This window comes from Streptomyces sp. NPDC056161, from assembly GCF_042268025.1.
In the GTDB taxonomy this organism is placed as follows: domain Bacteria; phylum Actinomycetota; class Actinomycetes; order Streptomycetales; family Streptomycetaceae; genus Streptomyces.
The window spans coordinates 25,664-49,394 of the sequence record NZ_JBHJUV010000012.1 but is presented as its reverse complement, the minus strand read 5'-3'; the positions used below and the strand labels follow the sequence as shown (position 1 = coordinate 49,394).

The 23,731-nt window shown below is 73.5% G+C and carries 17 protein-coding genes and 2 pseudogenes; 11 read left to right on the top strand and 8 right to left on the bottom strand.

Going from position 1 to position 23,731, the window contains the following annotated elements:
* Positions 1-60 precede the first annotated feature (60 nt).
* The 6 genes from folP to ACFC09_RS13445 all read left to right on the top strand — a co-directional run bounded on the left by folP (position 61) and on the right by ACFC09_RS13445 (position 10,632).
* Positions 61-921: a dihydropteroate synthase gene (gene folP, locus ACFC09_RS13470; protein WP_376526916.1), complete on the top strand. Its 861-nt coding sequence runs from the start codon at positions 61-63 to the stop codon at positions 919-921.
* Positions 918-1,577, top strand: a complete 660-nt coding sequence (gene folE / locus ACFC09_RS13465; RefSeq protein WP_376526914.1) for a GTP cyclohydrolase I — start codon at positions 918-920, stop codon at positions 1,575-1,577. The genes folP and folE overlap by 4 nt, the downstream gene beginning before the upstream one ends.
* An 83-nt stretch (positions 1,578-1,660) precedes the next feature.
* Positions 1,661-7,174, top strand: coding sequence for a tetratricopeptide repeat protein (locus tag ACFC09_RS13460; RefSeq protein WP_376526912.1), 5,514 nt, complete (start codon positions 1,661-1,663; stop codon positions 7,172-7,174).
* A 6-nt stretch (positions 7,175-7,180) separates the two neighbouring features.
* Positions 7,181-8,449 carry a CHAT domain-containing protein gene (locus ACFC09_RS13455; protein WP_376526910.1) on the top strand — a complete coding sequence of 423 codons (1,269 nt, stop codon included), beginning with the start codon at positions 7,181-7,183 and terminating at the stop codon, positions 8,447-8,449.
* Positions 8,446-9,480, top strand: coding sequence for a hypothetical protein (locus ACFC09_RS13450; protein ID WP_376526907.1), 1,035 nt, complete (start codon positions 8,446-8,448; stop codon positions 9,478-9,480). The genes ACFC09_RS13455 and ACFC09_RS13450 overlap by 4 nt, the downstream gene beginning before the upstream one ends.
* A gap of 129 nt (positions 9,481-9,609) precedes the next feature.
* Positions 9,610-10,632 carry a helix-turn-helix domain-containing protein gene (locus ACFC09_RS13445; protein WP_376526905.1) on the top strand — a complete coding sequence of 341 codons (1,023 nt, stop codon included), beginning with the start codon at positions 9,610-9,612 and terminating at the stop codon, positions 10,630-10,632.
* A 46-nt stretch (positions 10,633-10,678) separates the two neighbouring features.
* Here the strand turns inward: ACFC09_RS13445 and ACFC09_RS13440 are convergent.
* Positions 10,679-11,844 (bottom strand): annotated as a pseudogene (locus ACFC09_RS13440) (WD40/YVTN/BNR-like repeat-containing protein).
* Positions 11,845-12,189: 345 nt separating this feature from the next.
* Positions 12,190-13,851, bottom strand: coding sequence for an acyl-CoA dehydrogenase family protein (locus tag ACFC09_RS13435; protein WP_376526903.1), 1,662 nt, complete (start codon positions 13,849-13,851; stop codon positions 12,190-12,192).
* Between the two features lie 71 nt (positions 13,852-13,922).
* Here ACFC09_RS13435 and ACFC09_RS13430 point away from each other — a divergent pair, with 71 nt between their 5' ends.
* Complete coding sequence (locus ACFC09_RS13430) at positions 13,923-14,681, top strand: PaaX family transcriptional regulator C-terminal domain-containing protein (RefSeq protein WP_376526901.1); 759 nt, start codon at positions 13,923-13,925, stop codon at positions 14,679-14,681.
* A gap of 163 nt (positions 14,682-14,844) precedes the next feature.
* Here ACFC09_RS13430 and ACFC09_RS13425 read toward each other — a convergent pair whose 3' ends face one another.
* The gene (locus ACFC09_RS13425) at positions 14,845-15,924 is read right to left on the bottom strand and encodes an NADH:flavin oxidoreductase/NADH oxidase (RefSeq protein ID WP_376526899.1); all 1,080 of its coding nucleotides are present in this window, start codon (positions 15,922-15,924) and stop codon (positions 14,845-14,847) included.
* Between the two features lie 123 nt (positions 15,925-16,047).
* Between ACFC09_RS13425 and ACFC09_RS13420 the strand changes: the two genes are divergently transcribed.
* On the top strand, positions 16,048-16,401 hold the full coding sequence (locus ACFC09_RS13420) for an ArsR/SmtB family transcription factor (RefSeq protein ID WP_376526897.1): 354 nt from the start codon (positions 16,048-16,050) through the stop codon (positions 16,399-16,401).
* A gap of 199 nt (positions 16,402-16,600) precedes the next feature.
* Here the strand turns inward: ACFC09_RS13420 and ACFC09_RS13415 are convergent, their stop codons facing one another.
* Positions 16,601-17,947 carry an FAD-dependent oxidoreductase gene (locus tag ACFC09_RS13415; protein WP_376526895.1) on the bottom strand — a complete coding sequence of 449 codons (1,347 nt, stop codon included), beginning with the start codon at positions 17,945-17,947 and terminating at the stop codon, positions 16,601-16,603.
* 197 nt (positions 17,948-18,144) lie between these two features.
* Between ACFC09_RS13415 and ACFC09_RS13410 the strand changes: the two genes are divergently transcribed.
* Positions 18,145-18,612: a DUF6214 family protein gene (locus tag ACFC09_RS13410; protein WP_376526893.1), complete on the top strand. Its 468-nt coding sequence runs from the start codon at positions 18,145-18,147 to the stop codon at positions 18,610-18,612.
* Positions 18,613-18,779: 167 nt separating this feature from the next.
* On the opposite strand, the gene ACFC09_RS13405 is transcribed toward ACFC09_RS13410, so the two are convergent.
* Positions 18,780-19,373, bottom strand: coding sequence for a DUF305 domain-containing protein (locus tag ACFC09_RS13405; RefSeq protein ID WP_376527144.1), 594 nt, complete (start codon positions 19,371-19,373; stop codon positions 18,780-18,782).
* A 263-nt stretch (positions 19,374-19,636) separates the two neighbouring features.
* On the opposite strand from ACFC09_RS13405, the gene ACFC09_RS13400 reads away from it, so the two are divergent.
* Positions 19,637-21,142: an LVIVD repeat-containing protein gene (locus tag ACFC09_RS13400; RefSeq protein WP_376526891.1), complete on the top strand. Its 1,506-nt coding sequence runs from the start codon at positions 19,637-19,639 to the stop codon at positions 21,140-21,142.
* Here the strand turns inward: ACFC09_RS13400 and ACFC09_RS13395 are convergent.
* Positions 21,127-21,849, bottom strand: coding sequence for a TetR/AcrR family transcriptional regulator (locus tag ACFC09_RS13395; RefSeq protein ID WP_376526889.1), 723 nt, complete (start codon positions 21,847-21,849; stop codon positions 21,127-21,129). The two genes, ACFC09_RS13400 and ACFC09_RS13395, sit on opposite strands and share 16 nt — an antisense overlap.
* Before the next feature lie 215 nt (positions 21,850-22,064).
* On the opposite strand from ACFC09_RS13395, the gene ACFC09_RS13390 reads away from it, so the two are divergent.
* Positions 22,065-22,313, top strand: a complete 249-nt coding sequence (locus ACFC09_RS13390; protein WP_376526887.1) for a DUF2630 family protein — start codon at positions 22,065-22,067, stop codon at positions 22,311-22,313.
* Here the strand turns inward: ACFC09_RS13390 and ACFC09_RS13385 are convergent.
* Both ACFC09_RS13385 and ACFC09_RS13380 read right to left on the bottom strand, forming a co-directional pair.
* Positions 22,301-23,017, bottom strand: a complete 717-nt coding sequence (locus ACFC09_RS13385; protein ID WP_376526885.1) for an HAD family hydrolase — start codon at positions 23,015-23,017, stop codon at positions 22,301-22,303. The two genes, ACFC09_RS13390 and ACFC09_RS13385, sit on opposite strands and share 13 nt — an antisense overlap.
* Before the next feature lie 10 nt (positions 23,018-23,027).
* Positions 23,028-23,728: pseudogene (locus tag ACFC09_RS13380) on the bottom strand (phosphatase PAP2 family protein).
* Positions 23,729-23,731: the final 3 nt, after the last annotated feature.

Sequence of the window (23,731 nt, the reverse complement as noted above, 5' to 3'; positions counted from 1 at the left end):
GAGAGTTCCGCTGAGATGACGACGACTTCGACGGGTACCCGGTCGGTCGGGGGACTTCCCATGCGAGAGCGCTGCCTGGTCATGGGCATCCTGAACGTGACCCCGGACTCGTTCTCCGACGGGGGCGACCACCTGGCGACCACACGGGCCGTGGAGCACGGTCTCGCGCTCGCCGTGGCCGGGGCCGACATCGTGGACGTGGGAGGCGAGTCCACCCGCCCAGGAGCCCATCGGGTCCCGCTCGACGTCGAACTGAGCCGGACGGTACCGGTCGTGCGCGCACTGGCGGACTCCGGGGTGATCGTCAGCATCGACACCATGCGCTCCGCGGTCGCGTGCGCCGCCCTCGAAGCGGGGGCGCGGCTCGTGAACGATGTCAGCGGCGGGCTCGCCGACCCCGCCATGGCCGCCTCGGTGGCGCGGGCCGGCGTGCCCTATGTCGCCATGCACTGGCGGGGACCGAGCCGGACGATGCGGCGGCACGCGGTCTACCGGGACGTCGTCAGCGAAGTCAGGGCGGAACTCGGCCGGCGGCTGCATGCCCTGGTCGACGCCGGTATCAGTGCCGAGCGCATCATCCTCGACCCCGGACTCGGTTTCGCGAAGAACGGCGCCCACAACTGGGAGCTGCTGCGTCACCTCGGCGAACTGTCCACGCTGGGCCGTCCCCTCCTGGTCGGAGCCTCCCGCAAGTCCTTCCTCGGCGAACTGCCCGGGACGGACGCGGACCGGTCCCGGCCGCGCGCGCGGGACGCGGCCACCGCGGCGGTCTCGGCTCTCGCCGCCGCGGCCGGCGCCTACTGCGTCCGGGTGCACGAGGTGGCCCCGACACTGGACGCCGTCCGGGTCGCCGCCGCCTGGACACAGGACACCCGGCCGGGAACGGGCCGTTGGGGGTCGGCTCCCGAGGAGACCCCATGACCACCATCACCCCACTCGAACCACGGCCCGAGGGACCGTCCGAGCCTGAACACGGCGGTGCTCCGGACGAACAGACCGCCCCGGACCTCACCCAGGCCGCCCGGCACGCCCGCGCCATGTTCGCCTGCCTGGGAATTCCCTGCGCGGACGAGCACACGGTCCACGCCCCCGAACGGTTCGTCCACGCCGTGGCCGACCTGACCGCGGGCCACCGGCGAGACCCCCTCCGGTCGCTGGACGTCACCTTTCCCGCCGAGTCCGCCGACCCCGGCATGATCGTGGTCTCCGGCGTCCGGTTCGTCTCGCTGTGCCGGCACCACCTGCTGCCCTGGGCGGGCACGGCCACCGTGGCCTACCTGCCCGCTCCCGGCGCCCGCATCGTCGGCCTGTCGAAACTGGCCCGCCTGGTCGAAGGACTGGCCGCCCGCCCGCAGACCCAGGAGCGGCTGGGGCAGCAGATCGTGCACGCCATCGACAGCAGGCTGGACACCCTCGGCGCCGCCTGCGTGATCCGCGCCTCGCACGCGTGCGGGAACCCGCACGGCACCCCCGCCCCGGCGGCCCACACCGCGACCACCCACCTGCTCGGGGTGTGCCACGACGACCCGGCCGTCCGCGCGGAACTCCTCGCCCTGGCCACGCCCCCGAGCCGCTGACAACCACCGCCCATGCGGCTACCGTTGGTGTCGGCCGGTAACTTCCGTGCGCGGACGTGTAGTTGAGGGCCGACCGGGGGACCATGACGATCACTCACGAGGCACAGGGCACCAGCACCGACCTCCTGCGCAGCGAGTCACTGAGGCTCGGGCAGGACGACGGCGGCTCCCGGCTCGGCGCCGACCCGTACGCCGAGAAGCCCACCACGGTGCTGACCCGTGCCGCGCGGACCGCCGCCGCGCGGATCCCACCGCCGGCCGACGGCCTGGACAACCTGCCCGTGCTGCCCTCCCGGCCCTTCGTCGGCCGTGACGCCGATCTGCACCGATTGGCAGGTCTTCTGGAGTCCGGCCAGGGCATCATCACCCAGGCGAGCGGTGCCGCCACCGCCGTCAGCGGCCTGGGCGGCATCGGCAAGACCGCGCTGGCGCTGCGCTACGCCGAGGTCTCGCGGGGGAGATACCCGCTGACCTGGTGGATCGTCGGGGAGAGCGAGGAGCAGATCGCCACCGGATTCGCCGAGCTGGCGTCGCGACTGCATCCGTCCTGGGCCCGGGACGCCTCCGCCAGGGAACGCACCGAGTGGGCGTTGACCTGGCTCGACGGACACCCGGGATGGCTGCTGGTCTACGACAACGTGGAGCGCCCCCAGGACCTCACCCCGTTCATGGGCCGTCTCCTCGGACGCGGGCACCAGTTGGCCACCAGCCGTAGCCGTCACGGCTGGCCGGAGGCCGCCAGCCTGGTCGACCTCGACGTGCTCGGCCAGCAGGAGGCCGTCGAACTGCTGCGTGCCACCGCCGGCCGCGAAACCCCCGTGTCCGCCGACGAACTGGCGCAGATCGAGCAACTCGCCGTCGATCTCGGCCGGCTGCCGTTGGCACTCACCCAGGCCGGGGCGTACCTCCGGGAGACGCGCACCGGTTTCGCCGCGTACCGGGCGCGACTGGCCCGGGTGCCGGAGACGGTGCTCACCGACGGGACGGGAAACTCGGGACGGACGATCGCGCAGATCTGGCGCACCAGCCTGGAGACGATCCGGACCAGCCATCCGCCGGCCGTCCCGCTGCTGTACGCCCTGGCCTGGTGCGCGCCCGAGCCGGTGCCCCGCGAGGTCGTCCTGCGCCGGCCCGGCCCCGCCGCCGAGACCGAGGGCGCGCTGGCCGCGCTGGCCGACTACCACCTGGTGACCCTGAGCCCGGACGGTCTGGCGCTGCACCGGCTGGTCCAGCGGACGCTGCGCGAGGCCGCCCCCGCCCAGGCCCCGAAGGCCCGCGACCTCATGGAGCGGGCACTCGCCGCCGAGGCCGCGGAGGCGACACCGGACCGCGTCCGGGGCCTGCTCACCCACATCCAGGCCCTGGCGGCGTCCGGTCCGGCCGGCGAACCGAGCGCCGAAGTGGTCGAGATGTACCGCCGGGGCGCCGACGAACTGGTCGCCCGGGACCAGCACGTCCTGGCGATCCCCTTGATGACGCAGGTCGTCCATGGGACCACCCGGCTGCTCGACACCGATCACGCCGAGGCCCTGGCCGACCGTGACCGGCTCGCGAAGCTGCACGCGAAGGCGGGCGACCCGGCCGTCGCGGTCGAGCTGTGCCGGGACCTCTACCTCGACCGCTACCGGCTGCACGGCCCGCAGGCGGTTCAGACGCTGGCGAGCCGCGACCAGTTGGCCAACGCCTACCGCAAGGCGGGCGAGGCCACGCGCGCGGTGCGGGAGCTGACCGCGGTGGTCGCCGATCGCCGGCGGGTGCAGGGCGACGACAACCCGGACACGCTCGCCAGCCGCGCCGGACTGGCCTACGCGCTCCAGTCGGCGGGCCGGTACGAGGACGCGGTCGCGGAGTTCAAGTCGATCGTCGACGACCGCGACCGGGTCCTGGGCCGCTGGGACAGCGACGCGCTGGCCGCCCGTACCAGCCTCGCGTACGCCCACCGGGCGGCCGACGAACACCGTACGGCGCTGCGGCTGTACGACGAGGCCGTCGCGGACCGGCGGCACGTGCACGGGCCGGACCACCCCGACACACTGACCAGCCGGGGCTGGCTGGCCGCCGCGCACTCCGCGGCCGGCGACGCGCGGACGGCCCTCGACCTGTACGGGGAACTGGTTGACGACCGCCGGCGGGTGCAGGGCCCGGACCATCCGGACACGCTGCGCGAACGCCAGCAACTGGCCTACGCCCGGTGGGACGTGGCAGGCCCGGACGCGGTACTGGCCGAGTTCGAGGAACTGGCCGCGCACAGCGCCCGGGTGCAGGGTCCGGACCACCCCGCCACGCTCGACTACCGCGACGACATCGCTCTGATCCACCGCGCGCGGGGCGACTACGCGCGGGCCGTCGCCGGTTACCATGCGGTCGTCGACGACTGCACGCGGGCCATGGGGGAGCACCACCCGGACACCCTGCGGTCCCGGGCGGCACTGGCCTTCACCCGGCAACTGGCCGGCGCGCACGACCACTCGGTACGAGAGCGCACGGCACTCGTCACCGTCCACCAGGAGGTGCGCGGGAGGCTGCACCCGGCGACGCTGGCCGCCCGTGCGAACCTGGCCCTCGCCCAGCGGGCAGCCGGCCGGTACGGCACCGCCATCCGGCTCTACGAAGCCCTGGTGAAGGACCGGACCGACGTCTTCGGCCCACTGCACCCCCGGGTCGTGGCCACCCGCGAGAACCTGGCCCGCACCCGGCAGGAGGCGGGCGACCACACGCGCGCGGTCGAGGAACTGGAGGCCCTGCTCGCCGAACTGGCCGCGGTGAAACGCCCCGACCACCCGCGAGTCCTCGCCCTCCGGCGCGGTCTGGCCGAGGTGTTCTTCGAGGAAGGGCAGTACGCGGAGGCCCTGCGGCGCCACGGCCCACTGGTCGACGCGTACGAACGGGTGCACGGCCCGGAGCACCCCGCGACCCTCGGACTGCGGGAGCGGGTCGCTGTCACCCTCCACGCGGCCGGGAAGTACACGCGGGCCGGCGAGGTCTTCGAAGCGCTCATCGCCGACCGGACCCGGATCCAGGGTCCGGACCACCCGGACACCCTGGACACCCGTAGCTGGCGGGCCCTGGTGCTGCGTTCGGCACGCGAGTACCCGAGGGCCGTCGCGGCGTACGAAGAACTGCTCGCCGACCACCGCCGGATCGGTGGCCCCGACGCGCCGGGCACCCTCGGCGTCCGCAACGACCTGGCCCTGACCCGGGCGGACGCCAAGGAGCAGAAGGCCGCTGTGGCGGAGTTCTCGGCTCTGCTGGACGACCGGCGCCGACTGTTCGGGGCCGACTCCCCGAGCACCCTGCTCGTGCGGCAGAACCTGGCGGACGCCCACTCGGCGGCCGGCGACCACGAACGGGCCCTCGCCGAGTACGAACAGGTCGTGGCGTCCCTGACCCGGACGTCCGGCAAGGACCATCCGCGCACCCTGTCGGTCCGGCAGGACATGGCGGCGGTACGGCAGGCCGCCGGGGACCACGCGTCGTCGATGAGGGAACTGGAGTCCCTGCTCGACATCCGGACCCGGCTGAGCGGAGCCGAGCACCCGGCGGTCCTCGGGCTCCACCTCGACCTGGTCAGCGGGAACTGCGCGGCCGGCGACCACGAGCGAGCGGTGGCCCGCGCGGCACAGACCGTCACCCTGCACACCCGGGTGCGCGGTGCCGAACACCCGGCGACGCTCAACGCCCGGGTCCTCCTGGCCTACGCGCACATGCTGTCCGGGCGGTACCGGCAGGCCGTTGCGGGCTTCGAGGAACTGGTCGCGGACCGGGAGCGCATCCTCGGCCCGGACCACTTCCAGACCCTCGCCACCCGCGACCTGCTGTCGAGTGCCCACGGCAGGCGGAAGGACTACGAGCTGACCGTCGCCGTCCTGGAACGGCTGGCGGCGGACCGGGCCGAGGCACAGGGCGCGGAACACTCCTCCACGCTGGCATGCCGCCGGTACCTGGCCATCTGCCGGGAGTCCGCCGACGACCGGGTGGGCGCGCTCCGGGAACTCAAGGAACTCCTGGACGTGCACGAACGCCTCCTCGGCCCCGACCACGCCGACACCCTCGACGTACGGGACGACATCGCCTGGGTGTACTTGGGCCAGTCGGCCGCCGGCCCGGCTGCCGAGACGGCCCGCGATCTGGTGAGCAGATGCGAACGGGTGCTGGGCGCACACCACGGCACGACGCTCGCCGCCCGCGCCCGACTCGCGGACGCGCTCGGGGAGAGCGGCGACCTCAAGGGCGCGCTGACGCAGTACACGTCCCTGCTGGAGGACCGCCGCCGGGCGCAGGGAGCGGACCACGAGGCCGTCCTGACCACCCGTCTGAAGCTGGCCTGGGCCCGGCGCTGCCGAGGCGAACACCTGCGTGCCGTCCGGGAACTGCACGAACTGGCCCTGGACAGCGACCGGGTGCGCGGAACGAACCACTCCGGGACGATCGACTGCCGCATCGATCTGGCCTACGCCTGCTGGGAGATGGGCGACACCCGGCAGGCCACGGCGGTGCTGGAAGAACTCCTGCGGCAGTGCGAGAAGGAGCTTCCGGAGGAACACCGGGCCCGGTTCTGGGTCCGCGGGCATCTGGCCTGGCTGACCGCCGACACGGGACCGGCGGACCGGGCGGTGCGCGATGCCCGCGACCTGGTGCGCGACGCCACTCGGCTCCACGGCAGAGGCGGCCGGCGCACCTTGGACCAACTACCCGTCCTGGCACACGCCCTGCTCCAGGCCGGTGAACCGCACGAGGCGCTGGACGTGCTCGGCGGTCTGCTGCGGTCGTACGCCGGGCTCCTGCCGCACCTCGGGTTTCCCGCGACGTCCGACGCCGTCACCGACGTCCATCTGCGAGCGGCGCACGCCCCGGTGCGCCCGGGGTGGTCGACGGAGGGACCGGAGAGCACCCGGCTGGGCGTCGTCGTCGAGTTGCTGGCCGCGCGCCACGAGGGGTTCCTGCCCTCCCTCGCCGTGGAACTGGCGCACGCCCTGTCCGACACCGGGTCCCCGGACCGGGCCGTGGTCCTGCTGACCGCCGTACACGCCGGCCGGGCCCGGATGTTCGGGCCGGACCATCCGGACACCCTGGAGAGCCTGGCCGAGCTGGCGTTCGCGTGCCTGGAGGCCGGTGACCCGCGCTCCGGGCCGACGCACGAGCAGGTGGTGGAGTCCTGGGAGCGGGTCTTCGGACCGGGCCATCCCGATGTCGTGGAGCTGCGCTGGCGGTTGCGTACCGCGCGACCGGCCTGGCGGACCCGGGTGACCCTGCTGACGGACCGTCCTGCCGTGGCCCACCCCGCCCGGCTCGAAGTGCGGCTGGAGCACACGGCCGGGGCGCCGGAGGTGGAACTGGGCCGGATCGTGGTGACGGCGGGCTGCGGAACACATGCCTCGGTGGAACCGCCCATGGCCGAGTACGAGCCGCCGGACGGCACCGCCCGCTTCGCCCTCACCGCGTGGGAGCCGGGCGCCCACGCGGTCCGCTTCACTCTCTACGACCACGCGTCCGGGCACGTGCTGCAGGAGATCAGGGCGGTCGTCGCGGTCCCCTCACCCACCGGCGAGGACCAGGAGGGGCCAGGAGACGTTCGACAGGCACCAGGGGAGGACTGACCGGGAATGGCCCAGGATCTGGCCGTGGAGATAGTGCGGGACCCGTCCCACGGCTTCACGGGAGTACCACCGCGGCGGGGTGAGGCCCGGCGGGCACCGCAGGAACTGCGCGTGATGGTGCGCGAAGACGCCACGGACACGCTGCGGATCGAGGTGAGTGCCCCCAGACCGCGCGCCCCGCACGACCGGGAGTGGCACAGCGCCAGGCTGGAAACCCCGGCTCACGAACTGTGGGGCCTGGGTGTCCGGTTGCGCGCGCTCTGGTGCGAACTGGTGGTCCGCCACCAGAGCCCGCACGGCGACTACGGCGGCCAGGTCGGCGGTTTCCCCCTCGCCCGGACCGCGGACCTGAGCGAATACGCCGCCCTGACCGAGTCCCTGGCCAGGAAACTCGCCGACCAGGGACATGCGCTCATGCAGACCATGCTGGAGGGCAACAGCGATGAACTGCGCCTGGTCCGCGACTTCCTGACGTCGGCGTTGACCGAGCGCGGGTCCCTGCGGGTCAGTTTCGACTCCTGTGTCCACCTGCCCTGGTCCATGCTGGCCGTGGACCCGGCGGAGTGCGCCGATCCCTGGGAGGCGTTCCTCGGCCACCGCCACCAGCTGGAGCAGGGCGGCGACGACGGCTGGGACCATGCTCCGCTCGGCCTGCGCGAACACGCCGCCACCAGCCTCAACAAGGACACGGCGCTGGATCACGTGGGCCGGGCGGCGGAGGTGCACCGGCTGCTGGACCAGCGTTCCCGGCTGGTCGTGCGTACCCGGAGCGACGAGCTGCTGGAAGCCCTCTCCCAACACGTGCTCAACGAAGACATCATGTACTTCTGGTGCCACGGCCATCTCGTCGACGGCGGCGGATCCGGCTTCGGCCTGTCCGTCAGTCTCTCCGACGCGGAGCGAATCGACGGCCCGGCGGTCTCCTGGCGGCGGCGGCGCATCCCGCGCACGGCACAGGCCCGGTTCAGGCCCTTCGTCCTGCTGAACGCGTGCCACACGGGCCGGGGCGCGGCACCCGGGTCGCTGAAACACCTGGGCCAGGAGCTACGGGCCATGGGCGCCGAAGGCGTCCTGGCCCCGCAGATCGAGATCCCGCAGGTCTTCGCGACGGAATACGCCTACGCCTTCCTGGAGATGTACTTGACCGGCGAACACACGGCGGGCGAGATCAACCAGTTGCTGGCGCAGCACTTCGCGCGGAAATACCACAATCCCCTCGGCCTGACCTACGCCTTGCACTGCGGCATCAACAGCCGACTGGACCTCGCCTCGTGAGCGCCGCACCACTGCCGCTCGTCGCCCCCGCCGAGATCGACCTGGACGACAAGGGCCGGCTGACCGTGCAGGGCGGCACGGCGCCCGTTCCTGTCGGCCGGGTCGCCGAACACCTGGCCGGACGGCTGCCGATTCCGCGCTGGGCCACCGACATCCACGTGTACGTCCACGGCTGGCAGACTTCGCCGCACGCGGCGACCCGGACCGCGGCACGGCTGCTGCGGCAGGCCCTTGAGCTGTACGAGGCGGAGCCCGACCGGTACCCGGGGCTGAAGGGCGGCGGCTACCGGCCCTGGGGTGTCGTGGTCCGCTGGCCGTCCTCCAGCCTGCCCACCCTCAAGGGCTACCGGAAGATCCGCGACCGTGCTCATGCCATGAGCGCCGAGGGCACGGGGCACGCCCCGTACGTCCTCGGGCATCTGCTCGGCTATCTGGACACCGGGCGGGCGGACCCGTCCGGCCCGGCCGTCCTGGCGGGCCGTGGCGGACAGTACCTGCACCTCGTCGGGCACTCCTTCGGCGGGCGGTTCCTGTGCGAGGCGGTGCAGCGGGCCGCCGAGCGGCCCCCCGTGCTCGGTTGGAGCACCCCGCACGACCCCCGCCGCCCGTTTACCGTCGACAGTGCCCTGATCTTCCAGATGGCCGCCCCCCGCGACGCCTTCGTGCGCCACTTCGGCACGCTGTTCCCGGGCGACGGACAGCCGGGCGCCCCGCTGCGCGGCCCGCTCGTCCTGACCCACTCGCGCTGGGACCGGGCCACGGGTTTCTGGCACCTTCGTGCCGAGAGGGCGCCCGGCATCGGTCATTCGGGTGCCGGCGCGGCGCCGGTGCCGCAGTTCACCACCAAGTTGTTGCCGACCCACCAGACCTACCAGCAGAGCGCCCTGGACCACCGGATGGTCAACGTGGACGCCGACTGGCTCTACCGGGGCAGCCGGCGCACCCGGCTGCATCCCTCGGGCGCCCACTCCGACTTCCTCCGGCCCGAGTCCGCGCACCTGATGCTGACGCTGGCGGAACGCTCCCGCTGACGCGGCGGCGGCCGAGCGGTCCGCCGTCCTCGCGACGACGGGGAGGCTGTGACGGGGATGTCCGGTTACCTCCACTCGTTGTCCTGATCCGCGTTTGTCGGAGAGAACCGGATCCGTGAGCATGTGATCGTGGGCGCAGACAGGGTGGGGGAGTCCGAGCTGTGTGCCGTGCGGGACGTGGCGGCGCTCGTCGGTCTGTTGCGCGAACTGAAGCAGTGGTCCGGCCTGAGCCTGCGCGAGCTGGAGGAACGGGCCCGTTGCCAGGGCGAGTTCCTGGCCCGCAGCACGGTCAGCGACATGCTCCGCGGGAAGCACCCGCCTGCCCCCGGGACGCTGGCGGCGTTCGTCCGCGCCTGCGGTGCACCGGAAACCGACGTCCGCTTCTGGCTGGCGGCTGCCCGACGGGCCGAGGAAGGGACCGGTGCGGCAGCGTCCGGGCCCGCGCCCGGTCCGTACCCCTCGAACGCCGCAGAGGCGCGGCGGCCGGCCGGTCTGCGGGTACCGGCCCTGACCGCCCTGCGGTTCGGCGGGCCGCGTCGTCGGCCCCGGTTGTGGATGCTGGCCGCGGCGGTGGCGACGGGCCTGGTCGCCGTCGTCGTCCGGACGAACTCGCAGGCCGAGCCCCCTCCGCCCGCACCGAGGGCATCCCCCGAGGTGGCGGCGGTGGCCGAGGACTCCCTGCGGGGCTATGTGGAGATCCGCCCGGCCCGCACGCCCCAGCTGTGTCTCAGCGAGGGCCGGGACACCCGCGGCGAGTATGTGCACGCCGTCGCGGCGCAGCTCCCCTGCGAGGAGGCCAGGCCGCCGCACACCTACCTCAGGCCGGTCGACACCGCCGCGTCGCGGACGCCGTACTTCATCGAGTGGCAGCACCCGGTGAACGGCCGGGGCTGCCTGACCCTGCGTCGTGAGGGGCCGGGCAAGGACCTGCTGGAACCCTGGCCGGCGAGGAGCTGCGACGCGACTCGCACCTATCAGCACTTCCGCATCGAGCCGGTCGGACCGGCCGACGCCCGCTTCCGCATCCGCCAGGAGGGCACCCGGCGCTGCGTGGGTCTGCGCGACGACGCCACCGAGAGCGGGGCCGACGTCACGATGGAACCCTGCAACGGGGCGACGGACCAGGAGTTCCTGATCAGGACGGCGGCCTGAGGACCGGCACGCACCGGGGCGGTTCTCCGGCCCCGGCGCCCCGGCCTCAGCCGACGACCGCGGCCCGTACGCACAGGACGTCCGGCAGGTGGGAGGCCAACTGCCGCCAGCTGTCGCCGTCGTCGCCCGACGCGAACACCTCGCCGTTGCGGTTGCCGAAGTACACGCCCGCCGGGTCGCCGTCGTCGGTGCAGAGCGCGTCCCGCAGCACCGTTCCGTAGTGGTCCTCCGGCGGCAGGCCGGCCGTCAGCGGTTCCCAGCTCCGGCCCGCGTCCGCCGTGCGGAAGACCCGGCAGCGGCGGCCGGCGGGCACCCGGTCGGCGTCGGCGTTGATCGGGAAGACGTACGCCGTGCCGGAGCGGTGCGGATGGGCCGCCGCCGCGAAGCCGAAGGTGGACGGCAGCCCCTCGCCGATGTCCGTCCAGCGCGCCCCGGCGTCGTCGCTGCGGTACACCCCCCAGTGGTTTTGCAGGTACAGCCGGTCCGGGCTGCCCGCGTCCTGGGCGATCTTGTGCACGCACTGACCGAACTCGGGGTTGGGGTCCGGCAGGAACACCGCGGACACACCGGAGTTGGACGGCAGCCAGCTCGCGCCGCCGTCCGTGGTGCGGAACACACCGGCCGTGGAGACGGCGACGGTGACCGCCTTCGGGTCGCGCTGGTCGGTGAGGACGGTGTGCAGCCCCTCTCCGCCGCCGCCCGGCACCCACTGCCCGCGGGTGGGGTGCTCCCACAGGGGCCGGACCAGCTCGAAGCTCTCACCGCGGTCCTCGGAGCGGTACAGCGCGGCCGGCTCCGTGCCCGCGTAGATCACGTCCGGCTCGGCGGCGGCCGGGTGCAACTGCCACACCCGCTCCAGCGAAGCCCCGGTGTCCTTGGGGAACTTGACGGCGGGCCGGGCGGGTTCGGTCCAGCTGCGGCCCAGGTCGTCGGAGTGGAACACGGAGGGACCCCAGTGGGCGCTGTCGCCGCCGGCCAGCAGGCGAGGGGTGCCGCCGCGGGTGTCGATGGCGACCGAGTAGATCGCCTGTGCGTTGAAGCAGGGACTCTCGTCGAACTCCCAGACGTCCCCTCGCCGCCGCCCGATGAACAGGCCCTTGCGGGTGCCCACGGCGAGCAGTACCTCGGTCATGCCGATCACCTCCGGGATGTTGTCGCATCGCGTCGTCGTACAGCTGGTCCTCGGACACCGGCCAGTCTGCACCCCGCCACTGACAGTCATCCTCGATCCGACGGCATCGCAGGTCAGCGCGGTGCCGTCGGCGCATCGGACGCGGTGGTGCGAGAACGGTTCCGGCCAGGCGGCCATGGGCCGGTGCCGGGCGGCCACGCGTGTGGGCAGCGGTGGACCGGTCGGCGGCGTCCGTCGCCTCCGCGCGGCGCCGCCCCGGCCCCCGACGGCCTCCCGAACCGAACCGCCCGGGTGGACGCGGGCGGACGCGCCGCGCGCCGCCCGCGCTCCTCGGTGCTGCCCCGCGTCCCGTGCTGCCTGCGTGCCCGTGCTGCCTGCGTGCCCGCGGCGCCTGCGTGCCCGCGGCGCCTGCGTGCCCGCGCCGGTCAGCCCCCGTCCGGCAGGGCGCGCTCCAGGATCGCGTCCAGTCCGGTTCCGCCGGGCAGCGTGCCGAACGAGTGGCCCCAGTCCCCACCCAGCCGGGACGCGCAGAACGCGTCGGCGACCGCGGCCGGGGCGTGCCGGACCAGCAGCGACGCCTGGAGCGCCAGGGCCATCGACTCGACCAGCCGGCGGGCGCCCGCCTGGTCGGTCCCGGCGAGCCGGTCCTTGAGCCGGGCCACGGCCGCGTCCAGCCGGGCGTCCGCCCCGCGGGCCAGGGCCAGCTCGCCGAACAGGGCGTCCGCCGTGCCGGGCTCGCGGCCGAGCGCCCGCAGTACGTCGAGCGCGTTGACGTTCCCCGAGCCCTCCCAGATGGACAGCAGGGGAGCCTCCCGGTAGTGGCGCGGCATGCCCGATTCCTCGACGTAGCCGTTGCCGCCCAGGCACTCCAGGGCCTCCGCCGTGAAGGCCGGACCGCGTTTGGTGACCCAGTACTTGCCGACAGCGGTCGCGATCCGGCGGAACGCCTGCTCCCCGGCGTCCCCGCGCACCGCGCGGTCCGCCGCACCGGCCAGCCGCAGCGTGAGGGTCGTCGCGGCCTCCGACTCCAGCGCGAGATCGGCGAGGACGTTGCGCATCAGCGGCTGGTCGAGCAGCCGCGCGCCGAACGCGCCGCGGTGCCGCACGTGGTGCCCCGCCTCGACGAGGGTCTTGCGCATCAGGGTGGCCGACGACATCACGCAGTCGAGGCGGGTGCAGTTGACCATCTCGATGATCGTCTTGACACCGCGTCCCTCCGGTCCGACCAGCCAGGCGACGGTCTCGTCGAACTCCGGCTCGGAGGAGGCGTTGGAGCGGTTGCCCAGCTTGTCCTTCAGCCGCTGGATCCGGAACGTGTTGCGGCTGCCGTCCGGCAGCACGCGCGGCACCAGGAAGCAGGACAGGCCGCCCGGTGCCTGGGCGAGCACCAGGAAGACGTCGCACATCGGCGCCGACGTGAACCACTTGTGGCCGCGCAGCGTGTACACGCCGGGCTCGGTGGTGGGGGTGGCCGCGGTGGTGTTGGTCCGGACGTCGGAACCGCCCTGCTTCTCGGTCATGCCCATCCCGGCCAGCAGAGCCGGCTTTTCGGCGGGGACGCGCAGCACCGGGTCGTACTCCCGGGCGGTCAGCAGCGGTTCGTAGACCTTGGCGAGGTCGGGCTGGGCGCGCAGCGCGGGGACGGCCGCGTACGTCATCGACGTCGGACAGCCGTGCCCGGCCTCGGTGTGGCCCCACACCAGCCCGCCCGCGGTGCGGGCGACATGGGCGCCGGGCCGCTCGTCGGCCCATGGGGCGCCCGCCAGGCCCGCGCCGACCGCGACCCGCATCAGGTGGTGCCAGGCGGGGTGGAACTCGACCTCGTCGATCCGGTTGCCGTACCGGTCGTGGGTGCGCAGCCGCGGCTCGTACCGGTTGGCCAGCTCCCCCCACTCCTGGGCCTCGGCGCTGCCGGCCCGTCGGCCGAGCAGCCGGACGTCCTGCTCGGCCCAGCCCGCGCCCTCCCGGCGCAGCCCCTCCAGCAGGGCCGGATCCTCGGCGGCGTCGTACGGGGCCAGGGGAGGGGGCTGGTTGGTGACGTCGTGGGTGGCGTACCGCGGCGGGGTGGAGGCGGGTGTCGAGGCCATGGACCCATGTTGCGCTTTTCATGCGACTGTAGCAATAGTGCAATAAGAAGTCGCCCGTACAGTACGTGTCCATGCGGATGAACGTGTCGGAGCCGTCCGACGAGGTCTGTCCGAGGCCGCTGTCCGCCCGGTCGGTGGTGCTGAGCCTGCTGCTCGGCGTCCATCCGCCGCGGCTGCCGGTCAAGGACCTCGTACGGCTGGTGGAGCCCTTCGGAGTCGGCGGCTCCACCCTGCGGGCCGCGCTCAGCAGGATGGTGACCGCAGGCGACCTGCGGCGCACGGATGCCGTCTACGGGCTCAGCGACCGGCTGCTGGCCCGTCAGCGCCGTCAGGACGACGCGCTGCGCCCCCGCACGCGCGCGTGGCGCGGCGACTGGGAGATGGTGGTGATCACGGCGACGGGCCGGGGCCCGGCCGAACGCGCCGAGTTGCGCGCCCGGCTCGCCGTCCTGCGGCTGGCCGAACTCCGTGAGGGCGTGTGGCTGCGGCCCGCCAACCTGGGCCGCCCGCTGCCGGAAGACCTGGACCAGGTGGCCCAGTGCTACACCGCCCGTCCCGACCGGCCCCCGCGCGACCTCGCCGCCGGGCTGTGGCCGCTCGACACCTGGGCCGCCACCGGCCGGGCCCTGCTCGCCCATGGGGCCGGTGCGGACCGTCCCGCCGACCGCTTCACCGGTTTCGCCGCGGTGGTGCGCCACCTGCTCACCGACCCCGTGCTGCCGGACGCCCTCCTGCCCGCCGACTGGCCGGGCCCCGCCCTGCGCGCCGCCTACGCGGACTACCAGCGGGAACTGACCGGCACGGTGCACGGAGCGGGGGCCGGGGCCTGAGGGCAGCGGGATCGTCGGAGCCCGAGGGCGGCGGGATTGCCGGGGCCCGAGGGCGGCGGGGGGACTGCCGGGACCTGAGAGCCGCGCGGGACGACCGGTGACCGGCCAGGGCGCGGACCGGGGCGCCGGGTCGTCGGCGCGCCGGGCCGTCCGCCAGCCTCCGTCAGACGGACCGGTGGTACTGGTCGGGCACGTGCACGTCGCCGCCCAGCTCGCGCGCCGCGTGCCGGGCGAACGACGGATCGCGCAGCAGCTCGCGGCCGAGCAGGACCGCGTCCGCCTCGCCGTCCGAGAGGATCTTCTCGGCCTGCTGCGGCTCGGTGATCAGGCCGACCGCGGCGGCCGGCACGCCCGCCTCGCGACGGACCCGCGCGGCGAAGGGGACCTGGTAGCCGGGGCCGGTGGGGATGCTGACGCGGGCGGCGTTGCCGCCGGTGGACACGTCGACGAGGTCCACGCCATGGGTCTGGAGCTCGGCCGCGAAGCGGACCGTGTCGTCGGCGGTCCAGCCGCCGTCCTCCAGCCAGTCGGTCGCGGAGATGCGGAAGAACAGCGGCTTCCCGTCCGGCCACACCGCGCGCACGGCGTCGACGACTTCGAGGGCGAAACGGGTCCGGTTCTCGTACGAGCCGCCGTAGGCGTCGGTGCGGTGGTTCGAGTGCGGGGAGAGGAACTCGTTGATCAGGTAACCATGGGCGCCGTGGATCTCGGCGACCTCGAATCCGGCGGCCAGCGCGCGGCGGGCCGCCGCCACGAACTGGTCCACGATCTCACCGATCTGATCGGCCGACAGTTCGTCCGGCACGGGATGGCCGGCGGCGAAGGGGACCGGGCTCGGCGCCAGCGGCTGCCAGCCGTGGGCCTCGGGTCCGACGGGCGCGCCGCCCTTCCACGGCCGCTCCGTCGACGCCTTCCGGCCGCCGTGCGCGAGCTGGATCCCGGCCACGGTGCCCTGCCCGGCGAGGAAGCGCGTGATCCGGCGGAACGCCGCCACCTGGGTGTCGTTCCAGATCCCCAGGTCGTACGGGGAGATCCGGCCCTCGGGCGAGATCGCGGTGGCCTCGGTGATGATCAGGCCGGTGCCGCCGGTCGCCCGTGCCGCGTAGTGGGCGAAGTGCCAGTCGTTCGGCGTGCCCGCCGCGGCGCCGTCCGGTTCCGCCGAGTACTGGCACATGGGTGCCATCCAGATCCGGTTGGGGAAGGTCGCTTCACGCAGGGTGAGGGGTTCGAAGAGGGCGCTCACGGCGGGCTCCAATCGACGGCACGGGACCAGCGGTCGATTCGTACGATAGGCATCGTAGTATGGGAGGTGTCAAACTACGATGAGTTTCCTACAATGGTGGCTCCAGGACGAAGGTGAGCCGCCGTGACAACTGCCTCCGTGACCAGCCGGGACCTCCCGCATCCCGGGCGTGACGAGATTCGCATCGCCGGCGTGCTGCACGCGCTCGCCGACCCGCTGCGGCTGCGGATCGTGCAGCAGCTCGCCGCCGACGGAGGCGAGCTGCCCTGCTCCCACTTCGACGTGCCGGTCACCAAGTCGACCTCCACGCACCACTTCCGGGTGCTGCGCGAGAACGGGGTGATCCGGCAGGTCTACCGGGGCACGGCCAAGATGAACGGCCTGCGCAGGGACGACCTGGACGATCTCTTCCCCGGGCTGCTCGACTGCCTTCTCGCCGCAGCCGCCCGGCAGGCCGCGCGACTCGCCGTCGGCTGAACCGCCCGCCCCGGGAAGGCGGTGGCGGGTTCGGCGCGATCGCGGCCGGACCGCACACCGGACGGGCGTCGCCCCACCGCGGGCCGGCGGGTCGGCGGTGACCGGGTACGCCGGGTCGGCCGCCGGCGGCCGACCCGGCTGTCGATCGTCCGGGCCGTTGCCGCCGGGTGTCCTGCTCGCGCGGCGGCGGCCGGCGCCGCTACGGTGCCGCCGTGCGCGCCGCCGCGAGCAGCGAGTCCCAGTCGGCGAGCTTCACCACGTGCCGCCCGAGCCGCGCGCCCAGCTCCGCCTCGGCCCGCTCGATCGCCCGCCAGCCCGGCCACTCCACCGGCTCGACCCCCTCAGCCCGCAGCACCGCCGCGGGATCCCGCGGCACCTCCCGGCGCAGCAGCACCGGGGCGTCCGCGAGCAGGGACTCGACCGTCTCCTTGGCGCACGGGCGGTTGGTGCCGATGACCCCGGTCGGGCCGCGCTTGATCCAGCCGGCCACGTACTCGCCCTCCGACGGGACGCCCGACCGGAGCACGCGGCCCCGCTCGTTCGGCACCGTCGCGCTCCGCGCGTCGAACGGCAGCCCCGCCAGCGGTACTCCGCGATAGCCGACCGACCGCAGCACCAGTTGCGCCTCGACGGTCTCGAACCGGCCGGTGCCGGTCACCCCGCCGTGGCCGTCCGGCGCGGTCCGCTCGAAACGCACCGCGGCCACCCGCCCGTCGCCGGCCAGCAGTTCCACCGGCCGCAGGAAGAAGCGCAGCCCGATCCTGCGCGCCGTGTCCCCGGGGCGCAGTGCCGCCCAGCCGCGCAGCACCTCCAGGTTGCGGCGCTGCGGCCCGGCCAGCCCGGACGGATCGCGGTACGCCGGATCCATGGCCAGTTCGGCGGGGTCCACGCCGATGCCGGTGCCGGGCAGGGCGCCCAGCTCGCGCAGTTCCTTCGTGGTGAAGCGGGCTTGCGAGGGGCCGCGCCGGCCCACCATGACGACCTCGGACACCCGGCTCGCGGCCAGCGTGGTCAACGCGTCCTGCGGCATGTCGGTCGGGCTCAGTTCCGCCCTGCCGCGGGAGAGCATCCGCGTGACGTCCACCGCGACATTGCCCACGCCGATGACCACGGCCGACCGGGCGTCCCGCACGAAACCGGCGTCGACGGCGTCGGGATGGGCGCTGTACCAGGACACGAACTCGGTCGCCGACCAACTGCCGGGCAGGTCCTCGCCCGGAATGCCGAGGTGCCGGTCGGTGGCGGCTCCCACGCAGTAGACCACCGCGTGGTACAGCTCGCGCAGCCGCGCCACGCCCGGCCCACCCGGCCCGCCGACCCGGATGCCGCCCAGGAACCGCACCCGGTCGTCCTCCAGGACCGTCCGCAGGTTCCCCTGCAGGGACTTGATCTTCTCGTGGTCGGGGGCCACCCCGTAGCGCACCAGGCCGTACGGGCAGGGCAGGCGGTCCAGGACGTCCACGAGCACATGGGCGTCCTGCTGGACCAGGTTCTGGGCGGTGTAGCACCCGCTCGGCCCGGAACCGACGACGGCGACACGCAGCACGGCGGACTCCTAACCCTGGGGGCGCAGGGGGCGCTGGTGGCTCCAGCATCGCACTGCCGGGGGTCGGCTGACAGGGTGCGACGGGGTGACAGGCACGCGTGTCTGTTGCCAACGGCATGTGATCATGCGGTTACGTTGCGTGTGTGCTAGAAGCATCCTTTCTTAATCTTTCCGGTCGTTGCGCGGCGGACGGCACGGTGTCCGTGGGGCCGGCCTGGGAAGTGCGGGAGGACGAGGGCGCCGCGTCGTGGTTCACCGTCCGGCTGGCGTTCGCCGACGGCGCCCGGATCGACGTGCTCGCCGTGGTCTGCGAGGCGTGCGTCTTCTTCGAGGACGTCCGGGCCCGGCCCGCGCTGTCCCCGGACGACCTGACGGTGCTCGCCGACTGGATCGAGGAGCCGCTGTTGGCGGCGTGCGGCCTCGGCGCGGATTCCCGGGTGGGCGATGGGATCTCGGCCGGGGCGCGGCGGGCCCGCCCGGCCTGGCCGCGCGGCACCGAGGGGTGCCGGCGGGCCGCGTGCGTGTACCGGACCGCCCAGGAGGAGGGCCGGGACCCGGTCCTCGCGGTGATGTCCGCGACCGGCTACGGCCGCCGCCAGTCGCTCGTGCTGATCGGACAGGCCCGGGAAGCGGGCCTCCTGACCCCGCGTCACGCACGGCGCTGACCGGCCGCAGGCGTCCTGCCGCCGCGGTGGGCCCCGCGGCCCGTCACGCCTGGTGCCCCCTGCGGGCGTGGGCGGGGCGCGGTCCCGCTCGCCCGCGGGGCGGGCCCGCCGTGGCGGGCGCCGGTTGCTGATGCCGTGTCACCGCCCCGCCCTGCCGCGGCGGGGCGTCACCGCATGTCCTGCATCCGTGCGATCTCACTCGTCTGCTGGGCGACCACGTCGTCCGCCATCTCCTCGATCCGGATGTTGTTGCCCTGCGCCTTCACGTCGGTGGCCATGGTGATCGCGCCCTCGTGATGGGTGATCATCAGCGTCAGGAACAGGGCGTCGAACGCCTTGCCCCGGGCCGCGCGCAACTCCTTCAGCTGGGCCTCGGTCGCCATTCCGGGCATCCCGGCGTGGTCGTGCTGCGCGGGCCGCGCGTCCTTGCCGTACGACACGAGCCAGTCCCGCATGGCGGTGATCTCCGGGCCCTGGGCCGCGGCGATCCGCTCGGCGAGCCCTTTGACCTGGGCGGACCGGGCGCGGTCCGGGACGAGTTCGGTCATCTCCAGGGCCTGGGAATGGTGTTGGATCATCATCCGCGCGTAGTCGACGTCCGCCGAGTTGGGCGAGTCGTCCTCGGCGCGCTGCTCGGCGGCGTCCGCGGCGGACAGGGTGTGGTTCTCCCCGCCCGGCTCGCCGGGCACGATCACCGAAGGGCCGCCGGCCGCGGGCGGCTCCGGGTCCGGCCCGGAGTCGCAGCCGGCCAGTCCGAGCATGGCGACCGCGGCCAGCGAGGCCGTGACGAGGGACGCGCGGAACGCTCGGCGGTGGGGCACGACGACCTCCGGTGGCAGGTGGGGCGGGTGATGGCCGGTCGGCACCTGGAGGGTGCCGATGAACGTGTTAGCACGCTTCCGCGCGTGACTGATCAAAAACCTTCATTACGACTTCGTTGCCCACTATTGATATGTGCATGATGAAGACGATACTTCGAGGGTGCGTGACCCGTTCCGACGTGAACGGAACTAGGGAGGAAACAGTGATCCTGTTGAATGATCCCCGAACGCGGCGCAGACGTCTGGGCATTGCCGCGGCGGCCGCGGGACTGCTCGCGGCCCTGCTGACGGCCCAGCCGGCCGTCGCGACCCCCGACCCGGGGGACGGCGCGGCCACGCGGGACGACGTGTCCGCGAGCGTCCGGGCCGAGGTGCGGGACGCCATCTCCACCGGAGAGATACCCGCCCAGGACGAGGTCGTCCACTCCGCCAACATCGACCATCTGGTCAACGTCCCCAAGGACGCGCTCCCCGGGACGAACTCGGACCTCGCCTTCCAGGGCAAGTACGCCTTCGCCGGCAACTACGACGGCTTCCGCGTCTTCGACATCAGCAACCCGAAGGCGCCGAAGACGGTCGCCCAGGTGCTGTGCCCGGGCTCGCAGAACGACGTCTCGGTCTCCGGCGACCTGCTCTTCCTGTCCACCGACTCCTCGCGCAGCGACAGCAGTTGCAACAGCACCACCCAGCCCGCGACCGAGAAGTCCTCGTGGGAGGGCATGAAGGTCTTCGACATCAGCGACAAGAAGAACCCGAAGTACGTCGCCGCCGTCGAGACCGCCTGCGGCTCGCACACCCACTCGCTGGTGCCCGAGCGCAAGAACGTCTACATCTACGTCTCCTCGTACTCGCCGAGCGCCACCTACCCCGACTGCCAGCCGCCGCACGACGGCATCTCCGTCATCAAGGTGCCGCGCAGCCACCCCGAGAAGGCGGCGGTCGTCGGCTTCCCGGTCCTCTTCCCCGGTGACGGCCCCGACGGCGGCGGCAACCCGGGTGCGCCCACCAACCCGGGCGTGTCCAAGACGACCGGCTGCCACGACATCACGGTGCTGCCCTCCCTGGACCTGGCGGCCGGCGCCTGCATGGGCGACGGCATCCTGTTCTCGGTGAAGGACCCGGAGCACCCGAAGGTCATCGACCGGGTCCAGGACAACGTGAACTTCTCGTTCTGGCACTCGGCGACCTTCAACCAGACCGCCGACAAGGTGGTGTTCACCGACGAGCTGGGCGGTGGCGGCGCGGCCACCTGCAACGCCGCGATCGGCCCGAACCGCGGCGCGGACGGCATCTACGACATCGTCGGCAAGGGCGATGACCGCAAGCTGGTCTTCCGCAGCTACTACAAGATCCCGCGCCACCAGGCGGACACCGAGAACTGCGTCGCCCACAACGGCTCACTGATCCCGGTGAAGGGCAAGGACATCATGGTCCAGGCCTGGTACCAGGGCGGTGTCTCCGTCTGGGACTTCACCGACTCGACGAAGCCGAAGGAGATCGCCTACTTCGAGCGCGGCCCGCTGACCACCGACACCCTCACGGTCGGCGGCTCGTGGTCGGCGTACTACTACAACGGCTACATCTACTCGAACGACATCGCCAAGGGCTTCGACGTCCTGAAGCTCAGCGACCGGCGCACGGACCAGGCGAGCCGGATCCGCCTGGGCGAACTCAACGTCCAGACCCAGCCGGACTACTTCGACCGCTGAGCCTGATCCGGCGGACCGGACCGGTCGGAGCCGTCGGACCGGTCCACCGGTTCCGCGTCGGTGGCGAAGAACCGTGACAGATCCGATGCGCACCTCCCGCCGGACACCCCCGCGGTGTCCGGCGGGACGCCCATCTCCCAGTCCAGCCGGTAGCGTTCGAACAACTCGGCCCGCAGCACCGGGACCTGCATCGGCACCCCGGGCACCAGCGCCGCGAACACCGCGCCCATGAGCAACGCGCGCAGCATCGGGTAGTCGGCGCCGACGTCCTGGGAGCCGCACCGGTCGACGGTGTCGCTCAGCAGCTCGGACAGGCGCCGCTGCTCGGGACACTGCACGAAGCCCTCGGCCTGCAACAGGCCCGCCATGTGCTGGCGCATCAGCTTGGGCCGGTCGCGTGCCAGGCCCAGGATCGCGTCGATGGCCCGCGCCAGTCGCTCCGGGCCGTCCTCGGTGTGCGGCTCGGACTCCAGCGCCTCCTCCAGCGTGCGGTGCATCAGCCGGTGCACGGCCGACTGCACGAGCTGGCGCTTGCCGGGGAAGTAGTACGAGACCAGTCCGCGGGCCGAGCCCGCCCGGTCCGCGATGGCGCCCAGGGTGGTGGCTTCAAAACCGTGCTCGTCGACCAGCTCGACCGCGGCCTGCAGAAGCCGTTCCCGGGAACGCCGCCGCAACTCTTCGTTGACCGAGGCGCTGCGCGGGGACATGCTGAAAACTCCTGTGTTGACTGGCTGCCAGCCAACTATACTCAAGGCATCGGGCCCGGCCGTTGAGCGGGCCTGTTGAGGGCTGCCGTCCGTCCGGGGCGACACGGGGGATCGCCTCGGCGGGCGGCCGGCACGCCCCATCCGTACCCCTGTCGCACAGCGGCCCACCCGTCCCTACAGTGAGCACGGGAAGCGAGCCGAGGAGGCGGGCGGAGATGGAACAGGACCAGCGGATCCTGGCCAGGATCACGGAGATGGTGGAGGACGAGCACAAGCTGCGCGAGGCGCTCGCGTCGGGCGACTCCGACGGCGCCAGTGAGCGGCAGCGGCTCGGTGAACTGGAGCGCGAACTCGACCGGTGCTGGGATCTGCTGCGGCAGCGCCGGGCCAAGTCCGAGTTCGGCGAGAACCCCGACGACGCCCGGGTGCGCCCCGCGTCCCAGGTCGAGGACTACCGCGGCTGAACCGGCCGGCCGGGCGGACCCACCAGGTCGAGCACCGGCCGCAGCCCGTCCGGCCGCTGGGCCGCCGGCAGGTGGTCCACGAAGTGCACCCGGCAGCCCAGCGCCGCCGCACCGCCGTCCGCGGACCGGCTGTCGCCCACCATCAGCACCTCCTGCGGCGCGGCCCCGAGCGCGTCGCAGGCCACGGAGAACAACCGAGGGTCCGGCTTCTGCACGCCGTGCTCGTACGACAGGACGTACGCGTCCACGTACGCGTCGAGGCCGTGCGCGCGGAACACCGGGCGCAGATCCCAGCCGATGTTGCTGACCACGCCGACCGGGACACCGCGCTCGCGCAGGCCGCGCAGCACCTCGGCGGCGTCCGGGTACGGGGACCAGGCGTCCGGGGACATGTGCCGCTCGTACAGCGCGTCGTACAGGTCCGGGTCGGGCAGCGGTACGCGGCGGGACAGGCCCGTGTACGCCGTCCGGTGCAGCTCCGCGCTCTCGTCCCGCACGGCCCACACCCCGGCCAGGTCCGCGGGCACCCGCCGCGGGGACGCGCCGCCCGGCAGCGCGCCCGCCGCCTCCAACGCACGCGCCGTCCCGGTCAGCTCCGGCTCGGGCAGCGTCAGGGCCGCCTCGGCGAGGACGGCCCGCAGCCAGGACTCGGTGGACTCGACGCGGAACAGGGTCCCGGAGAAGTCGAACAGCACGGCAGCCATGCGGCGCACTCTACCGGTGCGCGGCGCGCGGCCCGCCGCCCCGCTCCAGGCCCCTGCCGTACCCGAGCACCGCGAGCGCCACGACGAGCGCCCCGAGCAGCCAGCCGCCCAGCACGTCCGAGGGCCAGTGGACGCCGAGCCACACCCGGGTCAGTCCGGCGCCGAGCACACAGACCACGGCCACCGCGACGGCGGCCCGCCACCGGGCGCGGCCCGCACCCAGGTGGCGGAGCAGCCACAGCAGGAGGCCGCAGACCACGGTGGCGGTCATGGCGTGCCCGGACGGGAAGGCCGCGTAGTGCGCGGAGTCGACGGGGTCCGGCCGAGGGGGCGCGGACGGCCGACGGCGGCCTTCAGGGACTGCTGCACCGCCGTGCCGAGCGCACAGGCCACGCCCAGCCACAGCGCCGTCCACCAGGCCCGGCGGCGCCACACCAGCCACCCGGCCGCCGCCGCGCACACCAGTCGCATCGTCAGCGGGTCGAAGATCCAGTCCGTGAGGATCCGCGCGGCGTGGGTGGGACCGTGCTCGGCGACCGCCCAGCGGTGCGTGGTGCGGGCCACGGCGCCGTCCAGCCGGAGAAGGGGGTGCCACTCGGCGGCGACCAGGGCGAGGAGCAGGGCGGAACAGACCGCGAGGGCCAGGGCGAGGCGGGCGGTGCCGCGGTGTCCCGGTGGGCGGTACGAGGAGTCGGTGGATGCGCGGCGCATGAG